26 protein-coding genes, 1 pseudogene, 1 riboswitch and 1 other annotated feature are annotated in these 26055 nt (G+C 43.9%); of the genes and pseudogenes, 8 read left to right on the top strand and 19 right to left on the bottom strand.

The genetic code is table 11. From position 1 onward, the window contains the following. Positions 1-101: 101 nt before the first annotated feature. From IGI84_RS02055 to IGI84_RS02045, 3 genes are read right to left on the bottom strand one after another with little or no spacing between them, the layout of a single operon-like run. Positions 102-2102, bottom strand: a complete 2001-nt coding sequence (locus IGI84_RS02055) for a glucose PTS transporter subunit IIA (RefSeq protein ID WP_081118273.1) — start codon at positions 2100-2102, stop codon at positions 102-104. Further along, positions 2102-3010 carry an N-acetylmuramic acid 6-phosphate etherase gene (gene murQ, locus IGI84_RS02050; RefSeq protein WP_081118272.1) on the bottom strand — a complete coding sequence of 303 codons (909 nt, stop codon included), beginning with the start codon at positions 3008-3010 and terminating at the stop codon, positions 2102-2104. The genes IGI84_RS02055 and murQ overlap by 1 nt, the downstream gene beginning before the upstream one ends. Further along, positions 3003-4067, bottom strand: coding sequence for a DUF871 domain-containing protein (locus tag IGI84_RS02045; protein ID WP_170920122.1), 1065 nt, complete (start codon positions 4065-4067; stop codon positions 3003-3005). Before IGI84_RS02045 ends, murQ begins: the two co-directional genes overlap by 8 nt. A gap of 246 nt (positions 4068-4313) precedes the next feature. On the opposite strand from IGI84_RS02045, the gene def reads away from it, so the two are divergent. Beyond that, on the top strand, positions 4314-4877 hold the full coding sequence (gene def / locus IGI84_RS02040) for a peptide deformylase (RefSeq protein ID WP_005227211.1): 564 nt from the start codon (positions 4314-4316) through the stop codon (positions 4875-4877). Positions 4878-4970: 93 nt separating this feature from the next. On the opposite strand, the gene IGI84_RS02035 is transcribed toward def, so the two are convergent. The 8 genes from IGI84_RS02035 to IGI84_RS02000 all read right to left on the bottom strand — a co-directional run bounded on the left by IGI84_RS02035 (position 4971) and on the right by IGI84_RS02000 (position 12145). Beyond that, complete coding sequence (locus tag IGI84_RS02035) at positions 4971-6179, bottom strand: M20 family metallopeptidase (RefSeq protein WP_430600652.1); 1209 nt, start codon at positions 6177-6179, stop codon at positions 4971-4973. 59 nt (positions 6180-6238) lie between these two features. Next, positions 6239-7078: a MetQ/NlpA family ABC transporter substrate-binding protein gene (locus tag IGI84_RS02030; protein ID WP_081118269.1), complete on the bottom strand. Its 840-nt coding sequence runs from the start codon at positions 7076-7078 to the stop codon at positions 6239-6241. A 52-nt stretch (positions 7079-7130) separates the two neighbouring features. Continuing rightward, positions 7131-7811, bottom strand: a complete 681-nt coding sequence (locus tag IGI84_RS02025) for a methionine ABC transporter permease (protein WP_010748680.1) — start codon at positions 7809-7811, stop codon at positions 7131-7133. Then, entirely contained in the window at positions 7812-8888 is a 1077-nt protein-coding gene (locus IGI84_RS02020) for a methionine ABC transporter ATP-binding protein (RefSeq protein ID WP_081118268.1), read from the bottom strand. Between the two features lie 359 nt (positions 8889-9247). Continuing rightward, positions 9248-9486 (bottom strand) — a binding site (T-box leader). A gap of 53 nt (positions 9487-9539) precedes the next feature. Further along, on the bottom strand, positions 9540-10058 hold the full coding sequence (locus IGI84_RS02015) for a cysteine hydrolase family protein (protein ID WP_077453965.1): 519 nt from the start codon (positions 10056-10058) through the stop codon (positions 9540-9542). 11 nt (positions 10059-10069) lie between these two features. Then, positions 10070-10594: a transcription repressor NadR gene (locus tag IGI84_RS02010; protein WP_081118267.1), complete on the bottom strand. Its 525-nt coding sequence runs from the start codon at positions 10592-10594 to the stop codon at positions 10070-10072. Beyond that, entirely contained in the window at positions 10591-11439 is an 849-nt protein-coding gene (locus tag IGI84_RS02005) for a chorismate mutase (RefSeq protein WP_081118266.1), read from the bottom strand. The genes IGI84_RS02010 and IGI84_RS02005 overlap by 4 nt, the downstream gene beginning before the upstream one ends. Before the next feature lie 13 nt (positions 11440-11452). Next, the gene (locus tag IGI84_RS02000; protein WP_081118265.1) at positions 11453-12145 is read right to left on the bottom strand and encodes an NAD-dependent protein deacylase; all 693 of its coding nucleotides are present in this window, start codon (positions 12143-12145) and stop codon (positions 11453-11455) included. A gap of 157 nt (positions 12146-12302) precedes the next feature. Between IGI84_RS02000 and IGI84_RS01995 the strand changes: the two genes are divergently transcribed. Beyond that, positions 12303-12833 (top strand): response regulator transcription factor, encoded by a 531-nt coding sequence (locus IGI84_RS01995; protein ID WP_081118264.1) that lies wholly within the window; start codon positions 12303-12305, stop codon positions 12831-12833. On the opposite strand, the pseudogene IGI84_RS01990 reads toward IGI84_RS01995, so the two are convergent. Continuing rightward, positions 12831-13124: pseudogene (locus tag IGI84_RS01990) on the bottom strand (ATP-binding cassette domain-containing protein); the annotation flags it as partial. The gene IGI84_RS01995 and the pseudogene IGI84_RS01990 overlap by 3 nt on opposite strands. A 316-nt stretch (positions 13125-13440) precedes the next feature. On the opposite strand from IGI84_RS01990, the gene IGI84_RS01985 reads away from it, so the two are divergent. The 6 genes from IGI84_RS01985 to IGI84_RS01960 all read left to right on the top strand — a co-directional run bounded on the left by IGI84_RS01985 (position 13441) and on the right by IGI84_RS01960 (position 20416). Continuing rightward, entirely contained in the window at positions 13441-13743 is a 303-nt protein-coding gene (locus IGI84_RS01985) for a hypothetical protein (RefSeq protein WP_005227198.1), read from the top strand. Between the two features lie 147 nt (positions 13744-13890). After that, positions 13891-14064, top strand: a riboswitch (Lysine riboswitch). 115 nt (positions 14065-14179) lie between these two features. Then, positions 14180-15769, top strand: coding sequence for an ABC transporter permease subunit (locus IGI84_RS01980; protein ID WP_077453979.1), 1590 nt, complete (start codon positions 14180-14182; stop codon positions 15767-15769). A gap of 11 nt (positions 15770-15780) precedes the next feature. Beyond that, a complete protein-coding gene (locus IGI84_RS01975; RefSeq protein WP_005227196.1) occupies positions 15781-16515 on the top strand; it encodes an amino acid ABC transporter ATP-binding protein in 735 nt (244 codons plus the stop codon). Between the two features lie 204 nt (positions 16516-16719). After that, positions 16720-18072 (top strand): branched-chain amino acid transport system II carrier protein, encoded by a 1353-nt coding sequence (gene brnQ, locus IGI84_RS01970; RefSeq protein ID WP_430600647.1) that lies wholly within the window; start codon positions 16720-16722, stop codon positions 18070-18072. A 118-nt stretch (positions 18073-18190) separates the two neighbouring features. Then, complete coding sequence (locus tag IGI84_RS01965; RefSeq protein WP_081118263.1) at positions 18191-19696, top strand: helix-turn-helix domain-containing protein; 1506 nt, start codon at positions 18191-18193, stop codon at positions 19694-19696. A 360-nt stretch (positions 19697-20056) separates the two neighbouring features. Beyond that, complete coding sequence (locus tag IGI84_RS01960) at positions 20057-20416, top strand: iron chaperone (RefSeq protein WP_081118262.1); 360 nt, start codon at positions 20057-20059, stop codon at positions 20414-20416. A 64-nt stretch (positions 20417-20480) separates the two neighbouring features. On the opposite strand, the gene IGI84_RS01955 is transcribed toward IGI84_RS01960, so the two are convergent. From IGI84_RS01955 to IGI84_RS01925, 7 genes are all read right to left on the bottom strand, one after another. Further along, the gene (locus tag IGI84_RS01955) at positions 20481-20834 is read right to left on the bottom strand and encodes a hypothetical protein (RefSeq protein ID WP_077453983.1); all 354 of its coding nucleotides are present in this window, start codon (positions 20832-20834) and stop codon (positions 20481-20483) included. 106 nt (positions 20835-20940) lie between these two features. Beyond that, the gene (locus tag IGI84_RS01950) at positions 20941-21399 is read right to left on the bottom strand and encodes a low molecular weight protein-tyrosine-phosphatase (protein ID WP_077453984.1); all 459 of its coding nucleotides are present in this window, start codon (positions 21397-21399) and stop codon (positions 20941-20943) included. A 3-nt stretch (positions 21400-21402) separates the two neighbouring features. Continuing rightward, entirely contained in the window at positions 21403-21972 is a 570-nt protein-coding gene (locus tag IGI84_RS01945) for a TetR/AcrR family transcriptional regulator (RefSeq protein WP_430600643.1), read from the bottom strand. A 210-nt stretch (positions 21973-22182) separates the two neighbouring features. Beyond that, complete coding sequence (locus tag IGI84_RS01940; RefSeq protein ID WP_077453986.1) at positions 22183-23643, bottom strand: helix-turn-helix domain-containing protein; 1461 nt, start codon at positions 23641-23643, stop codon at positions 22183-22185. Next, positions 23621-24112, bottom strand: coding sequence for a hypothetical protein (locus IGI84_RS01935; RefSeq protein ID WP_077453987.1), 492 nt, complete (start codon positions 24110-24112; stop codon positions 23621-23623). The genes IGI84_RS01940 and IGI84_RS01935 overlap by 23 nt, the downstream gene beginning before the upstream one ends. Before the next feature lie 43 nt (positions 24113-24155). After that, positions 24156-24950 carry a class A sortase gene (locus IGI84_RS01930; RefSeq protein ID WP_081118352.1) on the bottom strand — a complete coding sequence of 265 codons (795 nt, stop codon included), beginning with the start codon at positions 24948-24950 and terminating at the stop codon, positions 24156-24158. Then, on the bottom strand, positions 24940-26022 hold the full coding sequence (locus IGI84_RS01925; RefSeq protein WP_081118261.1) for a DUF916 and DUF3324 domain-containing protein: 1083 nt from the start codon (positions 26020-26022) through the stop codon (positions 24940-24942). The genes IGI84_RS01930 and IGI84_RS01925 overlap by 11 nt, the downstream gene beginning before the upstream one ends. Positions 26023-26055 lie beyond the last annotated feature (33 nt).

Below are 26055 nucleotides of genomic sequence, written 5' to 3'. Positions count from 1 at the left end.
TCCCTTTGTAACGAAACTGTAACATAAAGACCTCGTTTCCGCAATCAATTTAGTAACTTCTTAAAAAAAACCTCTATCTTTATCAGATAGAGGTTTTACCATTATTTTATCGTTGCCACATGCATGACTGCTTGACCTGCTTTTGTTTCCGCGATCGGTAACAGTTCAACGTTGGCTGCTTGGTCCATATTGGTGATAATCACGAGCATCTCAGTAGCTTTGCCTTTGGCTGTCAACTGCGCCAAATCGACTTGGGCAACTTGGGTGGCTGGTGTCACGGCTTGGCCTTCCTCCACCAGGATCTCAAAAGGTGCTCCTTGCAATTCGACGGTGTCGACCCCCATGTGCAGCAAAATCTCTAGCCCGCTGGCAGTCTTGATCCCCAATGCATGTTTCGTTGGAAAAATCGTCGTGATCGTTCCTGCTGCTGGTGCAAAGATCGCCCCATTGTCTGGCAAGACAAAATACCCGTCGCCCATCATTTTTTGCGAAAATACCGGATCACTTGATGCACTGATCGCTTTTGTCGTGCCTGTTGCTACTGCGTATAAGGGGGTATCGATCGTTGTTGCTGATGGATTTGCCGCCGTTTCACTCGTTTCTTTTGGTTGCGATTGCACGGAAGTGACGGTTGCAGCTGATTTTGCCTCCTCTGCCTCGCTTTCTTTGACTGCTTCTAAGCGATCTTTCGGAATCCCAAAGAAGTAGGTGGCAACGAAGCCGCCAGCATATCCTGCTAACAAGCCGAAAATATAGCCCATCCAACGGCCGTTGGCAATCAATGGAATCAAAGCTAACCCTGATGGTCCAATCGCCGTTGCGCCGATATTTGTCAAAGCGCCAATGACCGCACCACCGATCCCACCACCAATACAAGCAGTGATAAATGGTCGACCTAATGGCAATGTCACTCCGTAGATCAATGGTTCGCCGATGCCTAAAATCCCAACTGGCAATGCACCTTTGATCATTTCAGAAAGCTCTTTGTCTTTACGTAGTCGTACCCATAAGGCTAAAGCTGCTCCGACTTGACCGGCACCAGCCATGGCTAAAATCGGTAATAATTGCGTGCTGCCTGTTGCTTCGATCATTTGGATGTGGATCGGGGTCAAAATTTGATGCAAACCAAACATGACCATTGGTAGGAAGGCCGCTCCTAAGACAAACCCAGAAAAAGCCCCGCCCACATTCAAGACCCAAGTGATCGAACCGACTAAGCTGTCAGAGATCAGGCCGGCCAATGGCATGATCAAGAAAATCTCCGTCAAACCGATGATCAGCAAACACAACGTCGGGGTCACGATAATATCGATTGCTTCAGGAATCACTCGATGCAGCACTGCCTCTAATTTCGCCAAAAGCCATACAGCGAAGATTACACCGATGATCCCCCCTTGGTTGGCAGCTAACGCTTCGCCAGTGAACAAGTTTTGGATCGGGGCTTCTGGGTTCATACCTGTCAGCAAGATGATCGACCCGATCACTCCACCAAGGGTTGGATTGGCTTTAAAGACCTGCGCAGCATTGACCCCAGTAAAGATCGCTAAATAGGTGAACATCCCATTTCTGAGGACGTTTAAAATCATGACATAATAATTCCAAGTGTCTCCATCTAATCGGCCAGCCGTGATCATGTTGGTCAGAACGGAGGCGATCCCTGCAACGAGTCCTGCACCAACGAAGGCTGGAATCATTGGAACAAAAATATTTGAAATGTCTTTCAGCAGCGACTTCAATGGCGATGATTTTTGTTTGGCTTTTTGGGCTGCTTTCATCTCTGCCGTTTTTTCTGATAACGCCTCTTTGCCTGATTTTTGCTGCGGGATCTCTTGCCCTAAATCAACACCGGCTTTTGCCACCATTGCGTTAGCTACTTTGTTGACTTTCCCTGGTCCGATAATGACTTGCAGCTGCTCGTCATTGACGACCCCCATCACACCGGGAATCTCTTTTAACCCTTGTTGATCGACCTTGTCGTGGTCGCGGACGGTCATTCGTACGCGAGTCATACAGTGATTGACTGTTTCTACGTTGTCCATTCCGCCGGCTTCTTGAAAAATCTTCTCCGCTAACTCTTCTACCGTCAGTGTTTCTTTTGCCATTACTTTTCTCCTCCTAACGCCGTTTTGACAAACCCTTGTGCCGTGGCAAGTTTTGCTTGCGCTTCGCCTTTCGTGCTATCAGTCAACAGCATCACGATCGCCAATTTGACATTCTGATCTGCTTCTTCAAATGCCGCGGCGGCTGTTTCATAATCAGCTTCAGTTGCCTGCATGATGATCCGTTTTGAGCGTTCTACCAATTTTTCGTTGGTCGCTTTCACGTCGACCATCAAATTATTGTAGACTTTGCCGATCCCTACCATTGATAACGTTGAGATCATATTCAAAATCAATTTTTGGGCCGTCCCAGATTTTAAACGAGTCGAACCCGTCAGAAACTCTGGGCCACAATCGACTTCGATTGGAAAGCTGGCATGCTGAGAGATCTCCGCGTCTTTGTTACAAGCGATCGTAGCTGTTGTGACACCGAGCTCATTGGCGTAATCAAGAGCCCCAATCACGTAAGGGGTTCTGCCACTGGCAGCGATCCCGATCACCATGTCATTTTGGGTCAACTTCAGATCGACAAGGTCTTGTTTCCCTAGCGTTAAGGAGTCTTCTGCTCCTTCGACAGCGACCGTCATCGCTTCTTCGCCACCGGCGATCAGACCAACCACCATTTCAGGTGATACCCCAAAGGTTGGGACACATTCGGCCGCATCCAAGACGCCTAATCGACCACTCGTCCCAGCGCCAAGATAAATCAAGCGTCCGCCTTTTTTAAAAGCAGCGATAGTTTGTTCAATGACTTTTTCAATACTAGGAATTTCTTTCTCCACTGCATAGGCAACTTTTTGATCTTCTTGGTTCATTTTTTGGCACGCTTCTAAAATCGTCATTTCATCTAAATTGCTCGTTTCGCTATTGCGTCGTTCGGTCGTTAATTTGTCTAAATTGATTTTATTCATTGGAATCATCTCTTTCTAATTTAAATCGCATCCCTGCTTTGATTTGTTGGATCAAAGGCAGATCGGCTGGTATCACCTGAGCGGCGAGGTTGACTTTGGGGTCTGCAGGCAATGGTCGTTTGCACACTTGAATCTCTCCCATATAGCGCAAGTACTCTTGGTTATCGATCGTCACAGCACCCATTGGCCGCTCTTGACTAAGTTCAGGTTTGACTTCTGGAATGGCATTGAAACGGGCATCGGCGCTACGCAAGACATCTCGAGCTTCATCGTAACGATTTTGGTGATTCCCTAGTACGTGTTCAAAGTAAGTCGAACCAAGATCTTTGACCCGCAAAACGATCCGCGCTTCTTGCAGATACGTCGCAAACTGCTGCGCACTTTTTGCAGAAACCATCCCATCACCAATGTAAACAGCATCAACTGAACCGGTAGCCAACAAATCGATCGCTGCGGCAAACGGCGACCAGTTGCGGTGTCTTTCCAGTGTGGGTAATCCTTGAAATAACGGTCCGCGTTTCTTGGCATCTCCTGGAACAAAGGCTTGGACAAAAAAGCCTTGTGCTTTCAACCAGCGGTTCTTCTCCTGAAACCAGTCAGCATCCAGTCCCGTTTCTGGTCGAGGGTAATAATTGTGCCAAGCTTCCAATCGAGTAAAATCGGCTCCATACGCCTGCAGCTCTCGAATGTCTTTTTCCGTTAATGTACTGGCATTCAAACTGATGGTCATTTCCTTTGAAAAAGCGGCGATTTGCTGATTGTCGATGGCATAGTCCATTCGTAAACCAGTGACACCGATCTCCCTTAGTTCTGCCAGCTTGTCGATGGAAAAGCCCGCTTCTGCTAAGGCGTTTCCAGAAATATCTACCATTAAAGACAACTGATGGTCTTTTGCGAAACCTCCCAAGTCCGTCAGACGCTGCCGATAGGTACTGCGATCGTCTTCTGGTATGTGCATGGAGGTGAAAATCCCTTTAAAGCCTGATGCCATCGCAGTCATCTGCTCAAGTTCTGCTGCCGTCAAGTCTTCGTTCATAAATACAGAAAAGCCGAACATCTCTTTGCCTCCTTGGTGAGTCACTTTCGTGATACCGTTTTCTATAAAAGCATTATAACTGATTCTTCCCTCGTTCGCAACTATATTTCATAATTAAATCACAGATATAGAAATATCGTTTCATTTAATAAGAAAGCTTTACCCTTTAAACTTTCTTATGCCCTTCTTTCTGCACTTGTGGTACACTTTATTAGGAACGAAACTTGCTTTCGTCATTTTTACATAGTAGGAGGAATCACATCATCAATGATTACAATGGATGATATTATTCGCGAAGGCAATCCAACCTTGCGTGAAGTAGCAAAAGAAGTGCCTTTTCCTTTGAGCGAAGAAGATATCGCACTAGGAAAAGAAATGATGACCTTTTTAGAAAACAGCCAAGACCCAGTCAAGGCAGAAGAACTTGAATTAAGAGGCGGCGTTGGTCTAGCAGCTCCTCAATTAGATATTTCAAAACGAATCACAGCGGTCCTCGTCCCTAGCAGCGACCCAGAAAAAACAGAACCTGATTTTAAAGATGTTCTTTACAATCCCAAAATTTTAAGTCATTCCGTGCAAGAAGCTTGTCTGGGTGAAGGCGAGGGCTGTCTGTCCGTGGACCGTGAAGTGCCCGGCTACGTGGTGCGCCATGCCCGGATCACGATCAGCTATTACGACATTAACGGCAAAAAGAAAAAAGTTCGTTTGAAGAACTATCCTGCAATCGTCGTTCAGCATGAGATCGATCATTTAAACGGGGTCATGTTCTACGATCATATCAATCAGCAAAATCCTTTTTCATTAAAAGAAGGCATTTTAGTCATCGACTAACAAAAAAAGTCTCTACCGACATTTTGCGGCAGAGACTTTTTTTCTTCTATATTATTGAGTATCCTCTGGATATCTTCTTTCACGATTTTGGCATTAATTGCCTTTCGCTAAACTTTCTTGATGATCGGCTTTGATTTTTTCTAATAACGCCGGTTGCTCAAAAAGATCTAACGCTGTCAGGGCTAAAAGTTCAGCCGCGATAGCGATCGACTGCAAGCCTTTTTCACTCTTAGCAGCGGCTTTGAATTCTTCCGAATGCCCCGCAATGTAGTCATCTGAAATCGAAACGGTGGGTTGGATCGTCGGGATCACTTGACTGACATTGCCGACATCAGAAGAACCAAGACTTGCTTTTGCTTCCGTATCGATCTCATCGGCAGGTACGCCCGCTTCTTGGGCATGGGCGAAGAAAATCTCATCAAAACTTGGTGTCACGATCACATCATCGACGGAGTTTTGGAACAAGCCGAATTCATAGGTCGCTCCCGTGGCTAAAGCGGCTCCTTTGACGATGTTTTCGACTTTCTCGTAGACATCATTCAAGGTTGCTCGATTGGCTGCTCGTAAATAAAAACGACCGGCTGCATATTCTGGCACGACATTGGCTGCCACGCCGCCATCGGTGATCACACCATGAATATTGACGTCTTTTGGTAAATGCAGGCGCAACCCATTGATCCCGTTAAAGACTTGCAGCAATGCTTCTAACGCGTTGATGCCTTTTTCTGGTGCAGCTGCCGCATGGGAAGCCCGACCATAGAACTTGATATCCACTGGATCATTGGCTAATGACGCTGTCGTTTTGCCATAGCGATGGGCTGGATGGACACAAAGAGCGGCATCGACATCATTGAAGAACCCTTCACGGACAAAACTACCTTTAGCGGAACCATGTTCTCCACCTTCTTCTCCTGGCGTCCCATAGACTCGAATCTCCCCGCCTAGCTCATCGATGAAAGGTTGTAGAGCACTGGCAGCTAAGACGGAATAAGTCCCGAAGAGATTGTGTCCGCAGGCATGACCGATGCCAGGTAACGCATCATACTCGGCTAAAAAGGCAATCGTCGGACCAGGTTTCCCACTGACATAGCGGGCATCAAAGCCGGTGCGATGGCCTGCCACATCCTTTTTAACAGCAAAGCCTTCTTTTTCTAATTGGGCGATCAGGGCATCGGCTGAATAAAACTCATAGTTGCTGACTTCTGGGTGATTGTGGATATCTAATGCCAAGGCTTGATAAGCGGCTAAACGCTCTTGGATAAATGGTTTAATCGTTGCTTTTGTAATAGTTGCTGTTGTCATAATCAAATCTCTCCTTTTTTATACATGTTTTTTCAATTTTATATCAAATTACGTGGTACTTATTTTGCCCCAAAGGTTTCCCAAGCAGGAACACTTGATCCTTTTGACGTTTCCTCGATGACTTTTTTCGTATCCTCTGTTTGGTAAGCAGCGACCACTTTTTGGTATACTTCATTGTCTTCATCTTCTTTACGGGCGGCAATGATGTTGACGTAAGGACGGGCCGTTTCATCAACAGGCTCTAAAAAGATCGCATCTTCGGTTGGTACAAATCCTGCATCTACCGCCATGCCGCTATTGATGACCGAAACATCGACATCGGAAAGTGCCCGAGCGGTTTGCGCTGCATCAAGTTCTGAAATTTCTAAGTTCAAACGGTTTTCTGTAATATCCGCGACCGTTGGTGTTTGTCCGGCTGCTTCATCCACTTTGATCAATCCAGCTGATTGTAACAAAAGCAATGCCCGACCACCATTGGTCACATCATTAGGGATCGCAACTTTAGCTCCTTCAGCCAAGTCGTTGACATCCGTCACTTTGTCGGAATAAATACCTAATGGCGCATTGACTGTATTGCCGATCGATACGAGATCAGTACCAAATTCTTCATTATAGTTGTCCAAGAAAAATTGGTGTTGGAATGAATTGAGGTCGATGGAACCATCAGCCAAGGCTGCATTGGGTTGGTTGTAATCAGAAAATTGGACATATTCTAAATTGATGCCTTCGTCTTTCAAACGATCTTTGACATCATCCCAGACATCGGTGTCTGCACCAATCACCCCTAATTTCACCGTGACTTCTTCTTGATCATTGGCTGCGGCACTGCCATTGTTTCCGCATCCTGTAATAAATAATAATGCTGCCCCTAAGACGATTGATTGTACGAATTTTTTCATTTTTTCTTCCTCCATAGACTTGCTTGTTTTTTTATTTGTACGTAAGTGGTGGTCAGTGTGATACTCGTTTAATGAGTAGGTTGCTGACAAATTGACTGATAAAAACGAATACTAAGATGATCAAGGTCGCCATGATCGTAACATCGGTCTGGAATCGGTTGTACCCGCGGGTGATGGCTAAGTTTCCTAAACCGCCAGCGCCGACTGCTCCTGCCATGGCGGTCAATCCGATCACATTGATCACGGTCAATGCAGAGACCCGAATAATTCCCGCCACGCCTTCTGGCAAATAGACCCGAAAAATGATACCGAAAGGACTGGTGCCCATCGCTTCAGCTGCCTCCACGACACCGGGGTCAACTTCTAGCAAGGCAATCTCGATCTGCCGAGCAAAGAAAGGAATGATCCCAGCAATCAGAGGAACCAATGCTGCTGTTTCGCCGATGGTCGTTCCGACAAGGAATCTGGTAAAGGTTCCTAGTAACGTCAATAAGATAATGAAAGGGATCGAGCGCACCACATTGATGACTTTATCGAGAAATTCAAAGAGCGGTCGATTTTCTAAAATCCCATTCGGTCGAGTCACTACCAAAACGATCCCTAACAAGATGCCTAAGATGCCCGCGATCAAAGAGGTCCAAAAAACCATATACAAGGTTTGGATCGTTGCTGTCACAAATTCATCTTGGATCGCAACAACATTGGGAAAATATCTTTCTAATAAGGCAGCCATCTAAAATCCTCCTTTAATTACATTGTTTAATGGTTCTGCATGATTTTCTTTTAAAATATTGGTGTAAACCCCTTGAGACTTCAAATATTCTAAGGCATGTTTACGCTGTTGGTATTCACCGGATAAGCTAACGACTAAGCTGCCGATCGGCACTTCTTGCAAGATCTCCACGTTGCCGTAAAGAATATTGGTGGTCACTTTGTAGCGGCTGTACAATTGGGCGATCAGTGGTTCATTGGTTTGATCCCCCACATAGGACAGCTCCACCAGCCATTCGTTCGGTGCCAAGGAAGAAAATTTCGAACTGCCAAGGATCGTTTCTAAGGCTTGGTCGATGTGTGTCGCCGTTCGGATGAAATCTTTGGTCAAAGATTTTTCTGGTTGGCTGAAAATCTGAACGCTTGAGCCTTGCTCGATGACTTCGCCGTCTTCCATCACTGCCACTTTGTTGCAGATTTCTTTGACGACCTGCATTTCATGGGTAATGATCACGATGGTCAAACCGAGAGTCCGATTTAATTTTTTCAACAAAGCCAATATCTGTAAGGTCGTTTTCGGATCAAGGGCGCTAGTTGCCTCATCACACAACAAAATCTCTGGATCATTTGCCAAAGCTCTGGCGATGGCGACCCGCTGTTTTTGTCCTCCAGATAGTTGGCTAGGAAACGCTTGGGCTTTTTCTTCCAATCCAACAAGCGCTAGCAGCTCGGTAACTTTTTGATGACGTTCCTGTTTGGACCGTCCCCCATATTTCAAGGAAAAATCCACGTTATCAAAAACATTGCGACTGTCCATCAAGTTGAAGTGCTGAAAGATCATTCCGATCGTTTTCCGTTTTTCTCGCAGAGCTTTCGCCGAAAGCGTGGTCAGCTCCGTGCCATTGACGACGACGCTGCCGCTGCTTGGTCGCTGCAATAAGTTGATTACACGGACGAGTGTACTTTTCCCGGCGCCTGAGTAACCCACGATGCCGTACACGTCCCCTTTGTCGATCTCGATCGATACGTTTTTGACCGCTTGGATCGCGGGTTTCTTTGGTTGATTGAATGTTACTGATATGTCTTTTAATGAAATCATCGTCTTCCCCCTAGTTCTTGTCTTTTTCAATAAAAAAAGGCATCCTCAAACAAGTCACCTGTGACTTGTTTGAGGACGCCTTTTTGCGTGTTACCACCTCAGTTTAAGCTGTACTCGCATACAGCTCCTTTTCGAGTACGATCATACTCTAGCCAGATAACGGTCGCTACCGTCGTCGCCTTGCAAACTACTGCTCGGAACGAATCACTCCTTGGCCATTTTCTAAAAGTCGTTTGATGCTTCTTTTCAGCTACCGAAGCTCTCTGTTGAAAAAACGTGCTTTTGTACTTACCAATTCTTCGTGTGTGGTGCTATTTGATTTTTGGTATAAAAAAAGTCCTTTTACCAGCGTTTGCTAGTAAAAGGACGAATACTCGTGTTACCACCTTTTGTTTAGAAGGTTTCCCTTCCCTCAACCCAACGTCTAGCCGTGCTAGAGATTGGTGCACTTTGTAACGGTAGTGCGTATCCGTGATTGCCTACTTATCGACAATCAATCCTCCAAGGCCATTTTTCATCGCTTCTGACTTGACTCTTTCCACCAACCAGAGTCTCTCTTTAAAGTATCCGCGGTTACTTTCCTTCTCAACAGATTCATTATTCTTGTTGAGTTGTACTTTACTGGAAAATGAACGCCTTGTCAACAAAAAATCACAATTTTTTCATCTGAGGATTTGCCAAGACTTCCGCATAGCGTCCTTGCCAGATCATTTCGTACCAATCAATGATTTCAGCTGCTGATCGTCCTCGGCTTGGATACGTCGTTGTGGCTTGGGCATACACGACGTTTTGATAACCCAGACCATGCGCGAATTTGATCGTGCCATCAAGGCAATATTCCGTCTGAGCACCAGCAAATTCGATACTACGCACTTGGTTTATCTGTAAGACCGCTTGTAGATCTGTTTGAAAAAAACTATTGGCGTGTTTTTTTCGAATCAAACGATCCGTTGGTTCATAGGCCAATGCTGGGTGCAGTTGCCATGCTTTGCTGCCGTAGGGCAACGTCTCCTCTTCATGCTGAACAAAAATAACTGGTTTTTCTTCTTTACGATATCGTTGGATTCGTTGGTTGACGAACAGCAATAATTCCGACAAATGGTCAATTGTTTGGTCATTTGTTTGACAGACCCCATTTTGCAAGTCAATGATCAATAAGACATCTTGCATCACTTCACTCCTCAATTTTGGTAGAGCATGCCTTTTTCTGCTAACTGTTGTTTGGCTTTTTCCAAAGCCGCAGGATCGGTGTAGCGCAACGTATGCAAGTGTACCCCGTTGGTTAAATCTGAGAGCAAGCGGGCCTCTGCATGTTTGGTTTTGTTGATGAAATCAGTCACGTCTTGGTCTGTTTGGATCTGCAAATTGCCAGTGATCTCTCCATAGATCTCATGCTCAACGATGACATCGACCACTTCCACACCACAAGCGACAAAGATGCGCAATTCTTCTTCCGTTTGTTCAGGTCGATGCTGTACCGCTAGCTTGCTGACATGTCCTGCCTCATCCAACAGCGCTTGCAGCCGATAGCCGCGAGCCGTAGCCACAATTGCTTCACCAGCTGCTCGCAATAAGGCAATGTCCCCAACGATGATTTGACGGCTGACTCCGAGGGATTCTGCCAGTTTGCTGGCACTGATCGCTTTGTCCGCTTGCTTCAATGCCGCTAAAATGTTTTCTCGACGTGTTGCTCCATCCATACTCATTCCTCCAATTGATTCTCTTGATAGGTTTTTGAGTGGTTCATAATTGATTGAAACATAGCCAAAATCGTTTCTTCGTAGGCTTGATTAGAAATTGCCTGCCGAATGTTTTCCAGCACTTTCTCTTCACGATTTTCATCTAATACCGGCAGTTGACTGCTTTTCTTCAATTGCACGATTTCGTTGACCGTGCTCATACGTTTTTCCAAAAGATGCGTGAGTTGCCAATCAATGTCATCGATCGCTGCCCGCTGAACAGCCAAAGGATCTTGCTGATTGTTTTCTTCTTCCAAGTCAATCGTCTTGATGACCCGTGCCGGATTTCCCGCCAGCACAACATTGTCTGGGAATGATTTTGTAACGACACTGCCAGCCCCCACCACGACATTGTTGCCTAAGCGGACCCCTGGCAAAATCGTGGCCGCACCACCGATCCATGCGTTATCGCCAATCACGATCGGGGCCCCTAATTCTAAGCCGCTGTTTCGTTTGACCGGATGTAATGGATGCGTCGCCGTAAACAACCGAACATTGGGTGCCAGCATACAGTTGTCGCCAAAGGTAATGGGACAAACATCTAATAGCACACAGTCGTAGTTAGCATAGAAGTTTTTGCCCACAGAAATATTGTAGCCATAATCAAAGCGGACATTCGGTTCGATATAGATTCGTCCAGTCACAGAGCCGAAAGTTTCTTTTAGTAACTGCTCTTTGATTGTTGTATCAGTTTCTTGGTTGATCAGGTTCATTTGTTCACGGGCATACTTTCGATCTGCCACCAATTCTGGATCTGGGGAAAAGTACAATTCGCCAGCAATCATTTTCTCTTTTTCGGTACGTTGTGTCATATCATAAACTCCTTCATTCAATTTTCTGGAAAAACGTTTCGGCTGCTGCGGTCAACATGCCATATTCATTCGGGATCGCCAATGGTTCCTTATTGATGACCAACACCTGCTGGCTGTAATCGACTAACCCTGCAAAAGGATAGACTTGCAGCGAAGTCCCCACGACCACCGTCAGGTCGGCTTGAGCAACGGCTTGAATGGCTCCTTCAATGGTTTCATCCGTAAATCCTTCCCCATAAAGCACGATCGCTGGCCGGACCTGACCGCCACATCCTGCATGGTGCCAATCCTGCAAATACGCTTGCCAAGGTACCGGATTGCCGCATTTTCGGCAATAACAGTTGTACAAGGAGCCGTGAAAATCGATTCTTTGGTGACTGCCTGCTTTTTCATGCAAGCCATCGATGTTTTGTGAAACGACCCAGACGGTTTTCTTCGCTTGCAGCTCAGCCATTTTTTGATGAATAATATTAGGCTGTGCTTGAGGATGGTAGAGGTGCTTGACGAACTGATAAAATGTTTCCGGTTCGTTTTCTAAACAGTCATGGCTTAACAAATACTCTGGCTGGGCCAGTCCTTGATAGACCCCTTTTAAGGAACGGTAATCAGGAATGCCCGATGGGGTCGAAACACCGGCACCCGTCAAAAAGGTCACCGATGATGCGGCGGTGACCGCTGCGATTGCTTGCTCAATAGATACCTTCATCGTTCTAACTTCCTTTATGGCTTTTCTCTTATTCTAACCGAAAAAGAACCGTTTTTGCGAAAAATCAGCCATTTTCTTTTTTTAAAGCAACTAATGCTTTTTCGTGCGGAATTGCTTATAATAAATGCAATAAATGCAAGGAGACTGGGAAAACCAAATGAAAATTTTGATTATCGAAGACAACAATGAGATCAGCGAAATGTTGGCTACTATTTTAGCAGCTGACTATACCGTCCAGCAAGCCTATTCAGGCACGGAAGGTCTGCTGCTTTTTCAGCAAGATGCTTTCGACTTGATTTTGCTAGATCGAATGCTCCCCGGTAAAGATGGGACACAAGTCTTGCAAGAAATTCGCCAAACCTCCACGGTCCCCGTCATTATCTTGACTGCCTTAGATGAACCAGCCGATGTTTCCACCCTTTTGCTGGCGGGTGCCAATGATTACTTGACCAAACCCTTCAATGTCGAAGAATTAAAAGCCCGCATAATTGTTCAGTTGCGAACAAATAAACAAACCCCTCCAGTTGCCAGCAGCCACTCGTATAAAAACATTCAACTGTTGCCTGACTCGTTTCAGCTGCAACGAGGAGAAGCAACGGTTCAGTTAAAGAAAAAGGAGTTTGAGATTTTTTCCCTGCTCTTAGCCAACCCCAAAAAAGTGTATACGAAAGCAATGCTCTATGAATAGATTTTGTTTAGCGGTCAATTGGTCGTAAGCGACTGGAGTCTCAATCACGTTGCCGACGCGTTTCAGCATCTGGGTGTACGCTTTGCCGCCTTCGACACCAAACAACTGTAGACTGCCACCAGTGGGTTGGATCAACTGAACGATTGCTTTTAATAAGGTCGTCTTCCCAGCACCATTTCTCCCCACCAATCCATAAATATCTCCTTTCGCGATCGTTAGATCGACATCATGCAGCGCCTGCTGTTTGCCGTAACGTTTGTTTAATCCTTTGATTGTTAGAACATTTTCCATTTTTACTTCCTCCTTGCTTGCTTCTGTGATCATTCTAGCAAGCAGATCTAAATCAGCTATTAACTAATTATTAATTGATTCTTAACTCGTAGTTTTCTGCAAAAAACAGTTTATTTCTATTATACACAGCTGAAAATGAACCGATCTAGAAAGATCGTCCCTTTTTCAGCAAACCCACCAATAGCAATTGTAGCAGACGATCTTTTCATTACTGCTTTTGCGCTTTGTTTTTTGCCTCACAAAGAAAGAGATTCCTTCATGACAAGGAACAAAAAACGTGGTAAACTAGTCACGAATCAAAGTGAGGTGAAATACATTGGTAGCAGCTATTATTTATTGGGCAATGATCATTATCAGTTTCGGTTGGTTGGCAGTCAGCTTATATTTCTCTATCTTCTATTTAGCACGTAAAGAAAATGGCAATCTATGGGCATTTGGCTTTTTGAATGTCATCACAGCAATCATTCAAGCCATCGTCCTTGTGGTGTACCGTACCTTAGGACAAGATTGGGGCGTTACACAATACTCAAGCCTCATCTATCTAGCACTTGGCTTATTGCTTGGTTTGACAGTCATCCAAGCTGTTTTAGGCCGTGAACCAAAAGCGAAAGTCGCTTAAGGGTTCCAATAGACACTCGTAAAAACGATCCGCTTTCTCTTTGATAAAAATAGGGAAATGGTCGTTTTTTTGTTAAAAAGAATTGACATTTGGGTGCTTTTCTTCTAAACTCTGAGAAGAATCAAATTAAATACGAGTACCCTTTAACATTTAGGTAGAGGTCGCGAGGTTCATTAATCCTGCTGAGTGAAGCAACACGTTTACAGCAGAGCTAGGGAACATCGCCGAAACAAGATCGGTTTTGCTTGCATCGATTTTGTTGGGCCGCAAATGAATAATTTGCGGACTGTCTTAGCTTGTCTAAGTTGCGCTATGTTTTGTGAAAGGTTTGTCGACGATGACTTGTCAACAGCCGTTTTCCAATCATGGAGTACGGCTGTTTTTTTGCTTTTTCATCCTTACCTGCTTGTCCAACTCGTGAAAGGAAAGAGAAAAAATGAAAAAAAATAATTGGATCTGGGCGGTCTTCGCCCTCTGTCTAACCCTCATTCAGCTGCCCTTAACTGTGCAAGCGGATGACCAAACACCAGCAGAACAATTCCGTGTCGGCATGGAGGCGGGTTATGCGCCATTTAACTGGACGCAAACCACTGACGCCAATGGTGCCGTGCCAATTTCTGGGGAAGAAGGATCGGCATTTGCCGGCGGTTACGATGTCCAGATCGCCAAACGAATCGCTGAAGGCTTAGGCAAGGAATTAGTGATCGTTAAAACCCAATGGGACGGCCTGCCGCCAGCTTTACAAGCGGGGACTATCGATGCCGTGATAGCCGGAATGTCACCAACTGCCGAACGTCGCGAGCAAATCGATTTTACCGATCCTTACTATGAATCAGATTTGGTGGTAGTGGTTCGTAAAGATGGCGAGTACGCAGATGCCAAAAGTCTCGCTGATCTTGCTGGAGCGAAAATCACTGCTCAACTGAATACTTTCCATTATACCGTCATTGATCAAATCCCTGAGGTCCAAAAAGAACAAGCCATGCGAGACTTCTCCTCCATGCGCGTTGCTTTAGCTTCCGGAATCATTGATGGCTACGTCAGTGAACGACCAGAAGGCGTCACTGCCGTCGGTGCAAATCCTGATTTGAAGATGGTCGAGTTCGATGAAGGGGCCGGTTTTGAAACCAATCCAGAAGACGTCCAAGTAGCAGTTGGGATGCGCAAAGGCGATCCGGATGTTGAAAAAGTCAATGAGATCCTTGCAGGAATCTCTGAAGAAGAACGGGTTTCTCTGATGGATCAAGCAGTCTTGGATCAGCCTGCAGATGCCAGCGGAGAAACGGCGGATCAAGGTCTGATCGCTGATTTCAAAAAAATCATTGATGATTACGGCATGCTCTTTTTGCGAGGTGCTGGCTTGACCTTATTCATCGCGATCCTTTCAACGATCATCGGATTGATCATTGGTCTCTTAGTCGGTATCTTCCGGACATTGCCGCTTTCAGAAAATCCAGTAGGACGTTTCCTCCAACGGATCGTTAATGGCTTACTAACCATCTATATCGAAGTTTTCCGCGGGACCCCAATGATGGTTCAAGCAATGGTTATTTTCTACGGAACCGCTTTGGCTTTTGGCGTCTCAATGAATCGCACGCTGGCAGCCGTGCTGATCGTTTCTATCAATACCGGTGCCTACATGTCTGAGATCGTTCGTGGTGGGATCTTTGCTGTAGATGATGGTCAATTTGAAGCAGCTCAAGCCATCGGTATGACCCATTGGCAAACCATGATCAAAGTCGTGTTGCCGCAAGTGATGCGCAACATTTTACCTGCTACCGGGAATGAGATCATTATCAATATCAAAGATACTGCCGTCTTAAGTGTTATCAGTGTTGCGGACCTCTTTTTCCAAGGTACATCAGCCGCTGGAACGAACTTCCAATACTTCCAAACATTTGCGATCATCGGTGTGATCTACTTAGTCTTGACCATCAGTGCTACCCAGATCTTGCGCTTTGTTGAACGCAAAATGGATGGTCCCAGTGCGTATGTCAAATTAGAAGACATCAACCCGAACGAATAAGGAGGAAGAACATGTCAGCAATCATTGAAATTGACCATTTAAAAAAGAGTTTTGGCGACAACGAAGTCTTAAAAGACATCAGTTTGTCTGTTAATAAAGGAGAAGTTGTCACGATCATCGGTTCTTCTGGTTCAGGAAAATCCACACTTCTTCGCTGCATCAACTTATTAGAAAAACCAACCAGTGGACAAATCATCTACTTAGGTGAAAATGTGCTAGAAAAAGGCTATGACTTGCCGAAATACCGGACACATCTAGGGATGGTTTTCCAATCCTTTAACTTGTTCAACAATATGAATGTATTAGAAAACTGCGTGACTGGACAAGTCACTGTTTTAAAACGCGATCGCAAAGAAGCGGAAGCGACTGCCAAAGAAAATCTGGAGCAAGTCGGTATGGCTCAATATGCCAATGCCAAGCCTTCCCAGCTTTCAGGTGGACAAAAACAACGGGTAGCCATTGCCCGTGCCTTATCGATGAATCCAGATGTCATGTTGTTTGATGAGCCGACTTCTGCGCTAGATCCAGAAATGGTCGGTGAAGTGTTGAAGACCATGAATACGCTAGCTCATACTGGCTTGACGATGGTGATTGTTACCCACGAAATGGGCTTTGCCAAAGAAGTGTCTGATCGGGTCATCTTTATGGATCAAGGCGTCATTGCCGAGCAAGGAACACCAGAAGATATCTTTATTCATCCAAAAGAGCAGCGCACCAAAGAATTCCTTTCCCGTGTGTTGAATTAATTCTCTGTCTTGAAGCACTTAGTGTTCTTCTTCCGAGCTTTTTATCCTTTTTTCAGTAAGCTTGGAAGAATTCAATGCTAAGTGTTTTTTTATTACGGGAAACAGAATCGTCAGAATTTACCAAAAAATAACAAAAAAACATTGCTATTTGTCGGAAAATTTGTTATTTTTTTAAAAACTAAGGAATTATAGGAGCTTTCACTTATGGAAAAAAAGTTACAGTTTAAGGATTATATGTATGTTGGATCAATGCTTTTCGGTCTGTTCTTTGGTGCCGGAAATCTAATCTTCCCCGTTCACATGGGACAAGAAGCTGGTGCGAATGTCGGCTTAGCCAATCTTGGCTTTTTAGTGACCGGAATCGGCTTGCCATTTTTAGGAGTAATCGCCATTGGGGTATCCCAAAGTAGCGGAGTTTTTGAATTAGCTTCTCGGATCAATCGACGCTATGCAATGATATTTACGATTTTGCTTTACTTAGTGATTGGGCCTTTCTTTGCTCTGCCCCGTTTGGCCACTACTTCTTATGAGATCGGGATCGCTCCCCACGTTTCATCAGATATGCAAACTTGGTTATTGGCCTTGTTTTCTGCCCTATTTTTTGGTGCTGCCTGGTGGTTTTCACGTAAACCAAGCAAAATTCTTGATTATGTCGGGAAGTTTTTAAATCCCTTGTTTCTGGTCTTACTAGGTGTTCTGCTATTTTTCGCCTTTTGGCAACCCCTAGGAACGATCAGCGATGCGCCGATCTATCCTAGCTATCAAAACGATGCCTTCTTCACTGGTTTCACCAATGGTTACAATACCCTTGATGCATTGGCATCCTTAGCATTTGGGATCATCATCGTCTCAACGATTCGCAATATGGGGGTTGAGAAACCTACGACAGTCGCAAAAGATACGATTCTTTCCGGTTCTGTCAGTATCGTGTTGATGGGGATCATATATACCTTACTTTCTTATATGGGAACCAAAAGTTTAGGTCAGTTTTCCATCAGCGAAAACGGTGGGATCGCTTTGGCACAAATCGCCAACCACTACCTTGGCACAATCGGCAGTCTGTTATTGGCATTGATCGTCATCTCTGCCTGCTTAAAAACCGCCATCGGTTTGATCACGGCCTTTTCTGAGACCTTTGCTGGGTTGTTTCCAAAACAAAGCTACGGTTTCTTTATCGCATTGACAAGTATCTTACCAGCGATCTTCGCCAACGTTGGCTTGACCAATATCATTGAATTCTCCATTCCAGTCTTGATGTTTATCTATCCACTGGCGATCACCTTGATTTTGTTGGCGATCATCAGTCCATTATTTAACCATCGCGCCAGTGTCTATCGAATGACGACGTATTTCACGTTGATCGCTGCAATCATCGACGGCTTAAATGCTAGTCCTGCACTGATTACCAATAATGCGTTTGTGCAAGGAATTTTGTCTTTTGCGTCTAATTATCTGCCATTTTTCCAAATCGGGATGGGTTGGGTCGTACCAGCGGCGATCGGATTTTTGATTGGTTTGCTATGGTCATGGTTCAAAAAAGATCCTATTTCGGCCTAAATTAGTTAAAAAGACGAAAATAACCTACCTTTTTTTAAAAGGTAGGCTATTTTTTTGATTAAAAAGACTGACAGTTTCGTAAAAAAAAGATACAATAGAGCCACAAAGGAGGATACCTATGTTTTATGAAGAACTTATGATGGACCCGCAAACATTAATTAAATTTAAAATATTCCGGCGTATGCTAACTCTGCAAAACCCTAGCCACCCAATCGCACAATTGGCAAAGGAAATGGAGTTGAGCTACCAACAAGCTTTTATCGAGTTGACTGAGATCGACCAAGATCTAGCTGAGTTGACTCCGGATCATATGTCGATACTCGGTCGTGGCGGTAAATTACAGCCTCAGAATATCGCGGTAACGATCGATGAATACCGCTTCTATTTATTGAATAAAAGCGTTCCGTTCTTATATGTTCTTTACATGCTGAATGAAGACAATCCAACGATCACGGATTTTTGTGCAAAATACGATGTCAGTCGTTCAACGGTGTCTCGCAAATTTGAACATCTAAAAAAACATTTGAAACAATTCCAGCTTCGCTTTACTTACACTGAATCAAACTTAGTAGGCGATGAGCGTCTTGTGCGGCTCTCCTTATTCAACATTATTTGGTTAGGTACCCGTGGCATTGAATGGCCTTTTGCGATCGCGGAAAGCGAAGCAGAAAAAGTAGTGGATCGTTTCACGGAATACTTCCCCATGACTCACTCTTATCTCGGTCGACTAGAGTTGAAGTATTTTGCTGCTCTGATCCTTTTACGAATCAAAAAAGAAAATTTTGCCAAATACGACAAACGGTACAATTTCTTGATGAAAAATAATCCATACTTCGATTTTGAGCGTTTGATGCAAGTCGTTGATCCTGAAGTTTCAATGACGGACAAACAACTGAAAGGTGAATCTGGCTTTATTTATTTGATGGCGCAAATCTTCCCATTCTATTTAAGTCCGGAAGAAGAAGCCTTACAACAAACGATCCATTTCTTCTCAAACAAACAAAATCCGGTCTATCCGCTTGTGGCAGACCTTTTAGCAGAAATGAAAGCAACATTTTTTGCTTCACAACCTGGCCTGTTAGACGAGCCATTAGTTGTGGGGAATTTGATTAATGTGACCTTCGGCAACTATGTTTTTCGTCAGCCATTTCCTAACATCTATCGCTTGCTGACACCATCGATCAATCGCGGATCTGCTGAAGAACAGTTACAACAAAAAATCGACGATTTCTTGACCAGCTACCGTGAAGAATCAGCAGTAGATTATATCAATGATGAAAATCAAGAGCAGATGGCAACGATGTATACTCATGCCCTCTTGCCATTTTATGATCAAATCCGTTACTCGAATCGTCTACGGGTTGGGGTTGCCTTAGAAGATAATTTCTTAGTTGTTCAAGGTTTAAATCAATTCTTGCATGACTTGACCTTCGTAGCAGCAGAGCCTTATGATCTGAATCAGCAAGAAAATTATGATGTTATCGTTAGTTCCAACCAATTGATGAAAAAGCTTAAACCAGAAAAAATGAGTTATATTTGGGATTATGCGGCAGATGATCGGCAATACATTGATTTGTACCGTACCTTAAAAAATCGTTTTGATGAAAAGAATCTTTCCTTGTAATCAAACCGTTACGGTTTCTTAAGAACTTCCGAAAAGATTTGTCACAGAATATTCATATTTATCTCGTATACTTTATGTATACCAACAAACAACCCTAACTAACACTTTTTCATTTTTAACTCCTTCCCGTCGGCCACCCACCGGCGGGTCTTTTTTGGGGTATTTTCTTAGGTAGTAAACTTAAACACTTTCCAATCTTTTCTCCACAAAAAATTCATATTTGGGCAGTATAGTATACATAACCCAACAAACAACCCTAACTAACACTTTTCATTTTTACTCCTTGCCTGTCAGCCACCCACTGACAGGCTCCTTTTTTTCTTACGGAGTTTACCGTATACTAAAGGCAGGAGGTGTCCCATGACAAAAGACATTACGACAGTTGACCAATACATTGCAGCAGCTCCAGCAGAACGACAAGTGATTTTAAGAACTGTCCGCCAAACGATTAAGGCTGTCTTGCCAGAAGCGGTTGAAAAAATCAGTTACCAAATGCCCACCTATCATCAGGAAGAAACTATCGTGCATTTTGCCTGCGCCAAACAGCATCTCGGCTTTTATCCTACGCCTTCTGCGATCACGGCCTTCCAAGAGGCTCTACAACCCTACAAGACTAGTAAAGGTGCGGTCCAGTTCCCTTTTGCGCAACCGATCCCTTATGAACTGATCGCTATGATGACTGCTTGGCGACTCGCTGAAGTCAAAAACAAGCACGCTTAATTAGCAATTAAAAAAACCGCTATGTCTAATGACCCAGCGGTTTTTTTGCTATGCACAGGCTTGATTACAAGCCGGGTTTTGTATTCAAGGTGCTGACTTTCAGCACATGATTCAGGGGAATAATTCGCAGCTGCTGACGGTCACTTTGTAATTTCAAGACAACTTGTTCTTTTGCTACCGTTTTACCGACGATCCACCCGGTAACGGTTTCAAAACCACCCAATTTCTCTGTCTTTACTTGCAACACCACCAGATGCTTCGCAGCAGCTGCTTCTTGCAGCGTTCGCTGGATCTCTTTCACTTTTTCAGACTGATTCTTCTTGTCAGCATCATCACTGAAAAAGGTATCTAGCAAGGTTGTGGATGTCATCACAATGAGTTTACCCAACTGTTTAATGGGCGATGGTTTCTTTTCCATTGGACATTCCTTTCTGCGCGTTACAGCAGTTTATAAAACCACACATACGTTCGCATTTCATAATCCTATTTTAGCAAATTTTTGATAAAATACAAGCGAACACGTCTTATTTCTCCGAAGAAATACTCTCTAGCCAATAAGGAATTCCTTCTTGTAGCAGTTGGTAGGTCTCTTCAAAATCCCCTGTATAATAAGGATCTGGCACTTCCTCAGTCTCCTTGCCGGGAACGACACTCATATACGAACGGATCTTGGCTGTCGTATTGGCCGGTGCCAGCCCATGCAGGTTTTCAACATTGCTCTCATCCATGCCAATGATCCAATCAAATTTTGTAAAATCTGCCTCTGTGATCTGGCGGGAGATAAGACCTTCGCTTGATAAACCTACTTGACGGAGCTTTTTCTGAGTTCCTGGATGAGCTGAGTGTCCGACTTCCCAAGAGCTAGTCGCTGCCGAATCGATCTGCCAATCCAATTTGCGTTTTGCTATTTCTGCTCTATAAATGGCTTCTGCCATGGGGGAACGGCAGATATTACCTAAACAAACAAATAAAACTTTCGTCATCGCTCACTGCTCCTCTTTTTCATAGATTTGGTGGCCAAAAAATTCTACATCCTTCGCCAAACGAAACAATTGCGTTGCAATCTCTAATGGCGTCTCTGGAAAGTCGTTGTGAATCCAATTTTCCAAAATGCCTCCGCAGCCGTAGGAAAAGAACCGGCTATAGAATAGAATGTCTTGTTTCGTCAATTGCTGCTCTTGATCAACCTCCAAGAACAAGCGCTGAAAAAGCGGTTCTGTGATCTGTAAAAAATCGTTCATTAAGATCTCGCGGTCATAAGCCAGTGATTTGCGGTAAAAGGCCGGCGCTTGTTTCATTGCTTTCAGCATGCGTAAGGCGGCCTCTTCCCAATTATCAAGGGCGACATCTTCAGTCGTCAAAAAAATCAGCGCATCTTGCCGATAGATCCATTGGATCAAGGCTTTCTTATCAGGAAAATGATAGTAAAACGTCTGCCGATTGACCTGCGCTTTTTCGGCGATCTCCTGCACGCTGATCTTATTCACTTCTTTGGTCTCACAAAGGGTGATCAATGTCTGGCCAATCACAGCCTTCGTTTGTTTCCCATCCATCATAGGGCACCTCTTTTTCTTCTCTTTCTATCATACCAAATTTTCTAGCAAAAAAAAATCCTATCAAATGTTCCTTTTTCACAACCAATAAGTGATACATTACAAAGAAGACCGATTCATGATTGTTCTTTTGGCAATGTGATTCTCTGCAAAAAAAAACGCCTGCCTCCTTTAGAGGACAGACGACGCTTTATTATTAAAACGGCGAGATGCTTATTGTGCCATTTTGTTTTGAAACTGTTCCCTGCGGATCGCGCTGACTTTTTCTGTGAAATTGGCCCAATCAATAGGTCTAGGAGGGGCCAACCATAAGATATGGTCGATTCCTAAGGCACCATAAAAGGGGAGGTTTGAAAGAATCAAATGCGTATGATCATCTGGGTAACTCTGGAATTGCACATTCAAATCGAGAATTTTTTCGATATTCTTTTGGATCATCTGATTATAAGAATCACCAAAAGAAAAATCAACGCAGACATACAAGGGAACCAAAATCTCTTTTAAAGGAATCGTAGAAACTAATAAAATCAGGTATCTGAAAAACAAAAATTCCTTGTTGTTCCATAAGATTGGGCGATTGCGGTTTTCTTCTAAATAGTTGCGACAAAAGGCTGCATATTCGGGGTACGTCTCAAGAAAATACGTCACATCCATATATTGGTATTCATAGCGGGAACTAAAGGAAAACGATAAGAGCTGGTAATGGATCGTGGTCGTCTCGGTCTGAAGGAGTGTCAATGTTTCAGCCGTTAATGAGAACTGCTGTTGGACCGATTGAATAAAATCCGTGTTTAATTGCTGAATATAGGTTTGTTCTTGATCAATGTAGCTGTTATTGTCGATCAACCACCCTTCAACGATCAAAAAGCGTAAAATATCCCGTGCCTCACATTCTAGCACTTCTTGATCTGTGATGGCTAAAATCTCTTGTAACCAGCTTTTCAACTCATCAATAATCACCAAGTGCTTCGGCATGATCAGATCATTTTCTAGCGTATTTTGCATGTAATGCCCTTTATCCATGCGGGACAAAATAATGCCTAAATAGTGTTTCTTGCGAATTCGCATGCGAGCAGACTGTTCGTGATTAAGCCAATTACTCTCATTGAATCGCGCAAAAGACTTTTCTTTTTCGAGGATCTCTTTTGGAAAGGGAGAATGATCCAAATAATATTCCTTCATAAAAAAGAGAAAAATAAATTCTCTGATTTCACTTTCCTCCCCCACCAGCTGAAACTCTTTCGTCACATCAATGTCGTATTCCTTCAAAATCAGTTTAAACTGTTTAAATTCTTTATAGACAGGATTGTGACTCAAATAATGATTGGTGGCAAATTCATATAGCGAAGACAATTGTTCAAAAAAACATTCTTTCAACATGGAAAATTTTAACGCTTGATCCAAATAATAAGTCAATAGCGTATCGGAAGTTGCCAGCCCGGACGCATTGAGTTTAATGACCGTCCCATCGGTCACGATCTCAAATTCCTCATTCAACCCTAGTTCATAAAAATCAAGATTCAACTCTTGAACGGTTTTGTTGATTAGAAATTCCGACATGGTCAATTGATCCATCAAGGTTTCTTTCGTTTCAGAAAGAGCGATGGCGTTTTCCAAATATTGTAACAGGACCAATTTTCGTTTGTCCGCTTTATTCAAAAATGTCACAAACATGCGTTTTCAAGCCTCCATTGTTTTTTTGGCCATAAAGAACGTTTCCTGAAAATAAATAGCAGAGACTGGCAAGATACGAAGGTTTATCATCCCCATCGCCATCCGTATTATTTCCTGGGAGTGCTACATCCACTTTTAAACTATCCGATACGAAAACATCTTCTAGCATGACTCGTTGTCCAAAGTGTTTCTGTTTGTCCAAAAAATTACTTTCTGGAGATATGGATTGCTCCTGCTCTTTCTTCGGAACCGTTTCCGGTTCAGGAGCTGGTTGCTCTTCTGGTTCTTTTTTTTCAGCAGGTGGTTCATTCACTTTTTCTGGTACTTCTTCCGGAGGATCTGTCGGAACGATTTCTTCTGAGGGGTCCAGCGGATTATAGATGGTGGCAAAAACGACTTGTTCTGTAACAAGATCAATCAATCCAATAAACATGCAGGCACCAATGACAAAGCCAAATCTGCGTTTCATTTCTTCACCTTCCTTATCATCCGCGCACTTTCTGATGATCTTTCTATGACGCTGAACGTTCCAACAGTTTGTGAACGCTTAGCAGGCATCCACTAATTATAAATAAAATAACAAATAAAAGAAACCAATTTTTTTTAGATTGTTGTTTCCATTGCTTTTCTTGTTTTTCAATCATCCTATCCGATGATTGTGGCATACTGCTCGACGATTTTTGCGACTGCTGGGTAGTTGTCTGCTCAACAGGAATCGCTGTCAGCACTAAGCGTTCGTCCGTTCGCGTTGGTGTTGGACAAGTGATCAAGGTCAGCCTTGGCCCTTGGTCATCCGCTAAAACCGACAAGTCTGTTTCCTCCACGATTTTTTTATCGATGATGATATACTGTTGATTTTCCTCGAGATAGCTCACTGACACTTCCATCCCCACCTGTGCTTCTAGCAATTGACCAAATAACAAACTTTGTCTACCGAGATGATGCCCTAAAACGACAAAATTGCTATTTTTTAACAAACGCTGAGGAAACATCACGACACCGCCTTTCAGTAGCTGCTGATTGGTTATCCCCACCAATAGCGGCTGCTGGAACTCGATCGCTTCAATTGCAACAAAGCCGTACCCGGTGATCGTTGCTGGCTGTGGCGCTAAGGCGTCCCCCAGAGTCGGTATCTGAATGGTTTCTTCTTCTGGAATCGTTGTCGGCAGCTGGGTCGCTATCGTCAATTCGCTTGTGCGTAATTGCCAACTGACGATGCTTTCTTTTAAAAAAGGAAGTGCCAACAAGAGGATACCTGCGATGATCAAGCCATCGATCAAGTATTTCTCAAGGTGCTCACGCTTCATCCGTTTCATTTTTTTTCTTTCGTCGGTACCATAAAAGCAGCAAGAAGGCGAGCAATAACAACAGACCGCCGATCAAGAAGTAAAGCCACGTGTAATCTGTTTCGATCGTCACATCTTTCTGGTTCAGATCACGTGCGACATCGCCAGTCACTGTGAATTCTTTCTCAAAGGTCCACTTATAAAGATAGCTTTCTTCTTCGCCTTCTTCATTTTCAACTTTGTATTGTCCTTCTTCACTTTTCCCACCATAGGCAACGGAAGTCAACACGTAGGTCCCGGCTTCTAAACGTTGCCCTTCTAATGAGATTGGGTACGAGAAGTTGGAATTAGGTGCCATTTGCATCCGGGAAGTATCCGAAGAATACAAAACATCACTATCGCCTTTTTTCTTCACTTCATTGATCAGGCGTAATGAATTCAAGTACGCTGCTTCAGGATTTTGAAGGGTGACATTGATGGTGTTACGAGAATTGACTTGTCCCGGTCCAACATCTAGTAGTTTCAGATCCGGCGCAACTTCTGCTGTATTTTGACGCAATAAAATCGCAACGACATAGGCATACTCGTTCTTGATGGCTAAGCCTTGGTCTTCTTCACTGTCAGCCGTAGCATTTTCCTCTGTCGTTTCTTTTAAGGTCAAGCCACCTGCGATGACTCCTTCAAAGGATTCCGAAGGCATAGTGATCTTTAAAGGCAAGGTGATCTGGGATTGTTTCGGGATCGTGATTTCTTTCTCCACTTCAATCAAGTCAGCCATATCATAAGGCAATGTTTCATCTGCTTCGATGTCGTTTTCGCCATATTCCACGACTCCATTTAGGTTTGTGGTAGCTGAAGCGATCACTGGTGCGATGACTACCTCTTGATCGGTATCATTACGCAATTGGACTTCCACAGTTTGGACCGTCCCCGGCGCCATTTTCAAGTCAAAATAAGTCTTTTCTTTATCGATTTGGTTCTCTGGAATCACTGGATTGACGGCAAAGTTAAATTCAGAAGCGGTTCCTATAGTTGGTACGAAAAAGAAAATACTCGCGAATAGGAGCGCCAAAAGCTGGTTGATTTTTTTCATGATGGATGTCCCTTCTTTCTATGTATTCTCCTT

The sequence above is a fragment of the Enterococcus sp. DIV0008 genome (assembly GCF_050542615.1).
In the GTDB taxonomy this organism is placed as follows: Bacteria; Bacillota; Bacilli; order Lactobacillales; family Enterococcaceae; genus Enterococcus_D; species Enterococcus_D innesii.
Note: the sequence above shows the minus strand (reverse complement) of the source record. Positions and strands in the feature narration are given on the sequence as shown.

Coding starts and splice junctions, on each gene's coding strand:
- IGI84_RS02055 (WP_081118273.1), bottom strand. CDS start 2,102: ATGGCAAAAGAAACACTGACGGTAGAAGAGTTAGCGGAGAAGATTTTT.
- IGI84_RS01930 (WP_081118352.1), bottom strand. CDS start 24,950: ATGAAGCGTGAGCACCTTGAGAAATACTTGATCGATGGCTTGATCATC.
- IGI84_RS01975 (WP_005227196.1), top strand. CDS start 15,781: ATGTCAGCAATCATTGAAATTGACCATTTAAAAAAGAGTTTTGGCGAC.
- IGI84_RS01980 (WP_077453979.1), top strand. CDS start 14,180: ATGAAAAAAAATAATTGGATCTGGGCGGTCTTCGCCCTCTGTCTAACC.
- IGI84_RS01995 (WP_081118264.1), top strand. CDS start 12,303: ATGAAAATTTTGATTATCGAAGACAACAATGAGATCAGCGAAATGTTG.
- IGI84_RS02015 (WP_077453965.1), bottom strand. CDS start 10,058: ATGCAAGATGTCTTATTGATCATTGACTTGCAAAATGGGGTCTGTCAA.
- IGI84_RS02025 (WP_010748680.1), bottom strand. CDS start 7,811: ATGGCTGCCTTATTAGAAAGATATTTTCCCAATGTTGTTGCGATCCAA.
- IGI84_RS01960 (WP_081118262.1), top strand. CDS start 20,057: ATGACAAAAGACATTACGACAGTTGACCAATACATTGCAGCAGCTCCA.
- IGI84_RS02010 (WP_081118267.1), bottom strand. CDS start 10,594: ATGAGTATGGATGGAGCAACACGTCGAGAAAACATTTTAGCGGCATTG.
- IGI84_RS01925 (WP_081118261.1), bottom strand. CDS start 26,022: ATGAAAAAAATCAACCAGCTTTTGGCGCTCCTATTCGCGAGTATTTTC.
- IGI84_RS02000 (WP_081118265.1), bottom strand. CDS start 12,145: ATGAAGGTATCTATTGAGCAAGCAATCGCAGCGGTCACCGCCGCATCA.
- IGI84_RS02035 (WP_430600652.1), bottom strand. CDS start 6,179: ATGACAACAGCAACTATTACAAAAGCAACGATTAAACCATTTATCCAA.
- IGI84_RS01945 (WP_430600643.1), bottom strand. CDS start 21,972: ATGATGGATGGGAAACAAACGAAGGCTGTGATTGGCCAGACATTGATC.
- IGI84_RS01950 (WP_077453984.1), bottom strand. CDS start 21,399: ATGACGAAAGTTTTATTTGTTTGTTTAGGTAATATCTGCCGTTCCCCC.
- murQ (WP_081118272.1), bottom strand. CDS start 3,010: ATGAATAAAATCAATTTAGACAAATTAACGACCGAACGACGCAATAGC.
- IGI84_RS02005 (WP_081118266.1), bottom strand. CDS start 11,439: ATGACACAACGTACCGAAAAAGAGAAAATGATTGCTGGCGAATTGTAC.
- IGI84_RS01965 (WP_081118263.1), top strand. CDS start 18,191: ATGTTTTATGAAGAACTTATGATGGACCCGCAAACATTAATTAAATTT.
- IGI84_RS01935 (WP_077453987.1), bottom strand. CDS start 24,112: ATGAAACGCAGATTTGGCTTTGTCATTGGTGCCTGCATGTTTATTGGA.
- brnQ (WP_430600647.1), top strand. CDS start 16,720: ATGGAAAAAAAGTTACAGTTTAAGGATTATATGTATGTTGGATCAATG.
- IGI84_RS02045 (WP_170920122.1), bottom strand. CDS start 4,067: ATGTTCGGCTTTTCTGTATTTATGAACGAAGACTTGACGGCAGCAGAA.
- IGI84_RS02020 (WP_081118268.1), bottom strand. CDS start 8,888: ATGATTTCATTAAAAGACATATCAGTAACATTCAATCAACCAAAGAAA.
- IGI84_RS02030 (WP_081118269.1), bottom strand. CDS start 7,078: ATGAAAAAATTCGTACAATCAATCGTCTTAGGGGCAGCATTATTATTT.
- IGI84_RS01955 (WP_077453983.1), bottom strand. CDS start 20,834: ATGGAAAAGAAACCATCGCCCATTAAACAGTTGGGTAAACTCATTGTG.
- def (WP_005227211.1), top strand. CDS start 4,314: ATGATTACAATGGATGATATTATTCGCGAAGGCAATCCAACCTTGCGT.
- IGI84_RS01940 (WP_077453986.1), bottom strand. CDS start 23,643: ATGTTTGTGACATTTTTGAATAAAGCGGACAAACGAAAATTGGTCCTG.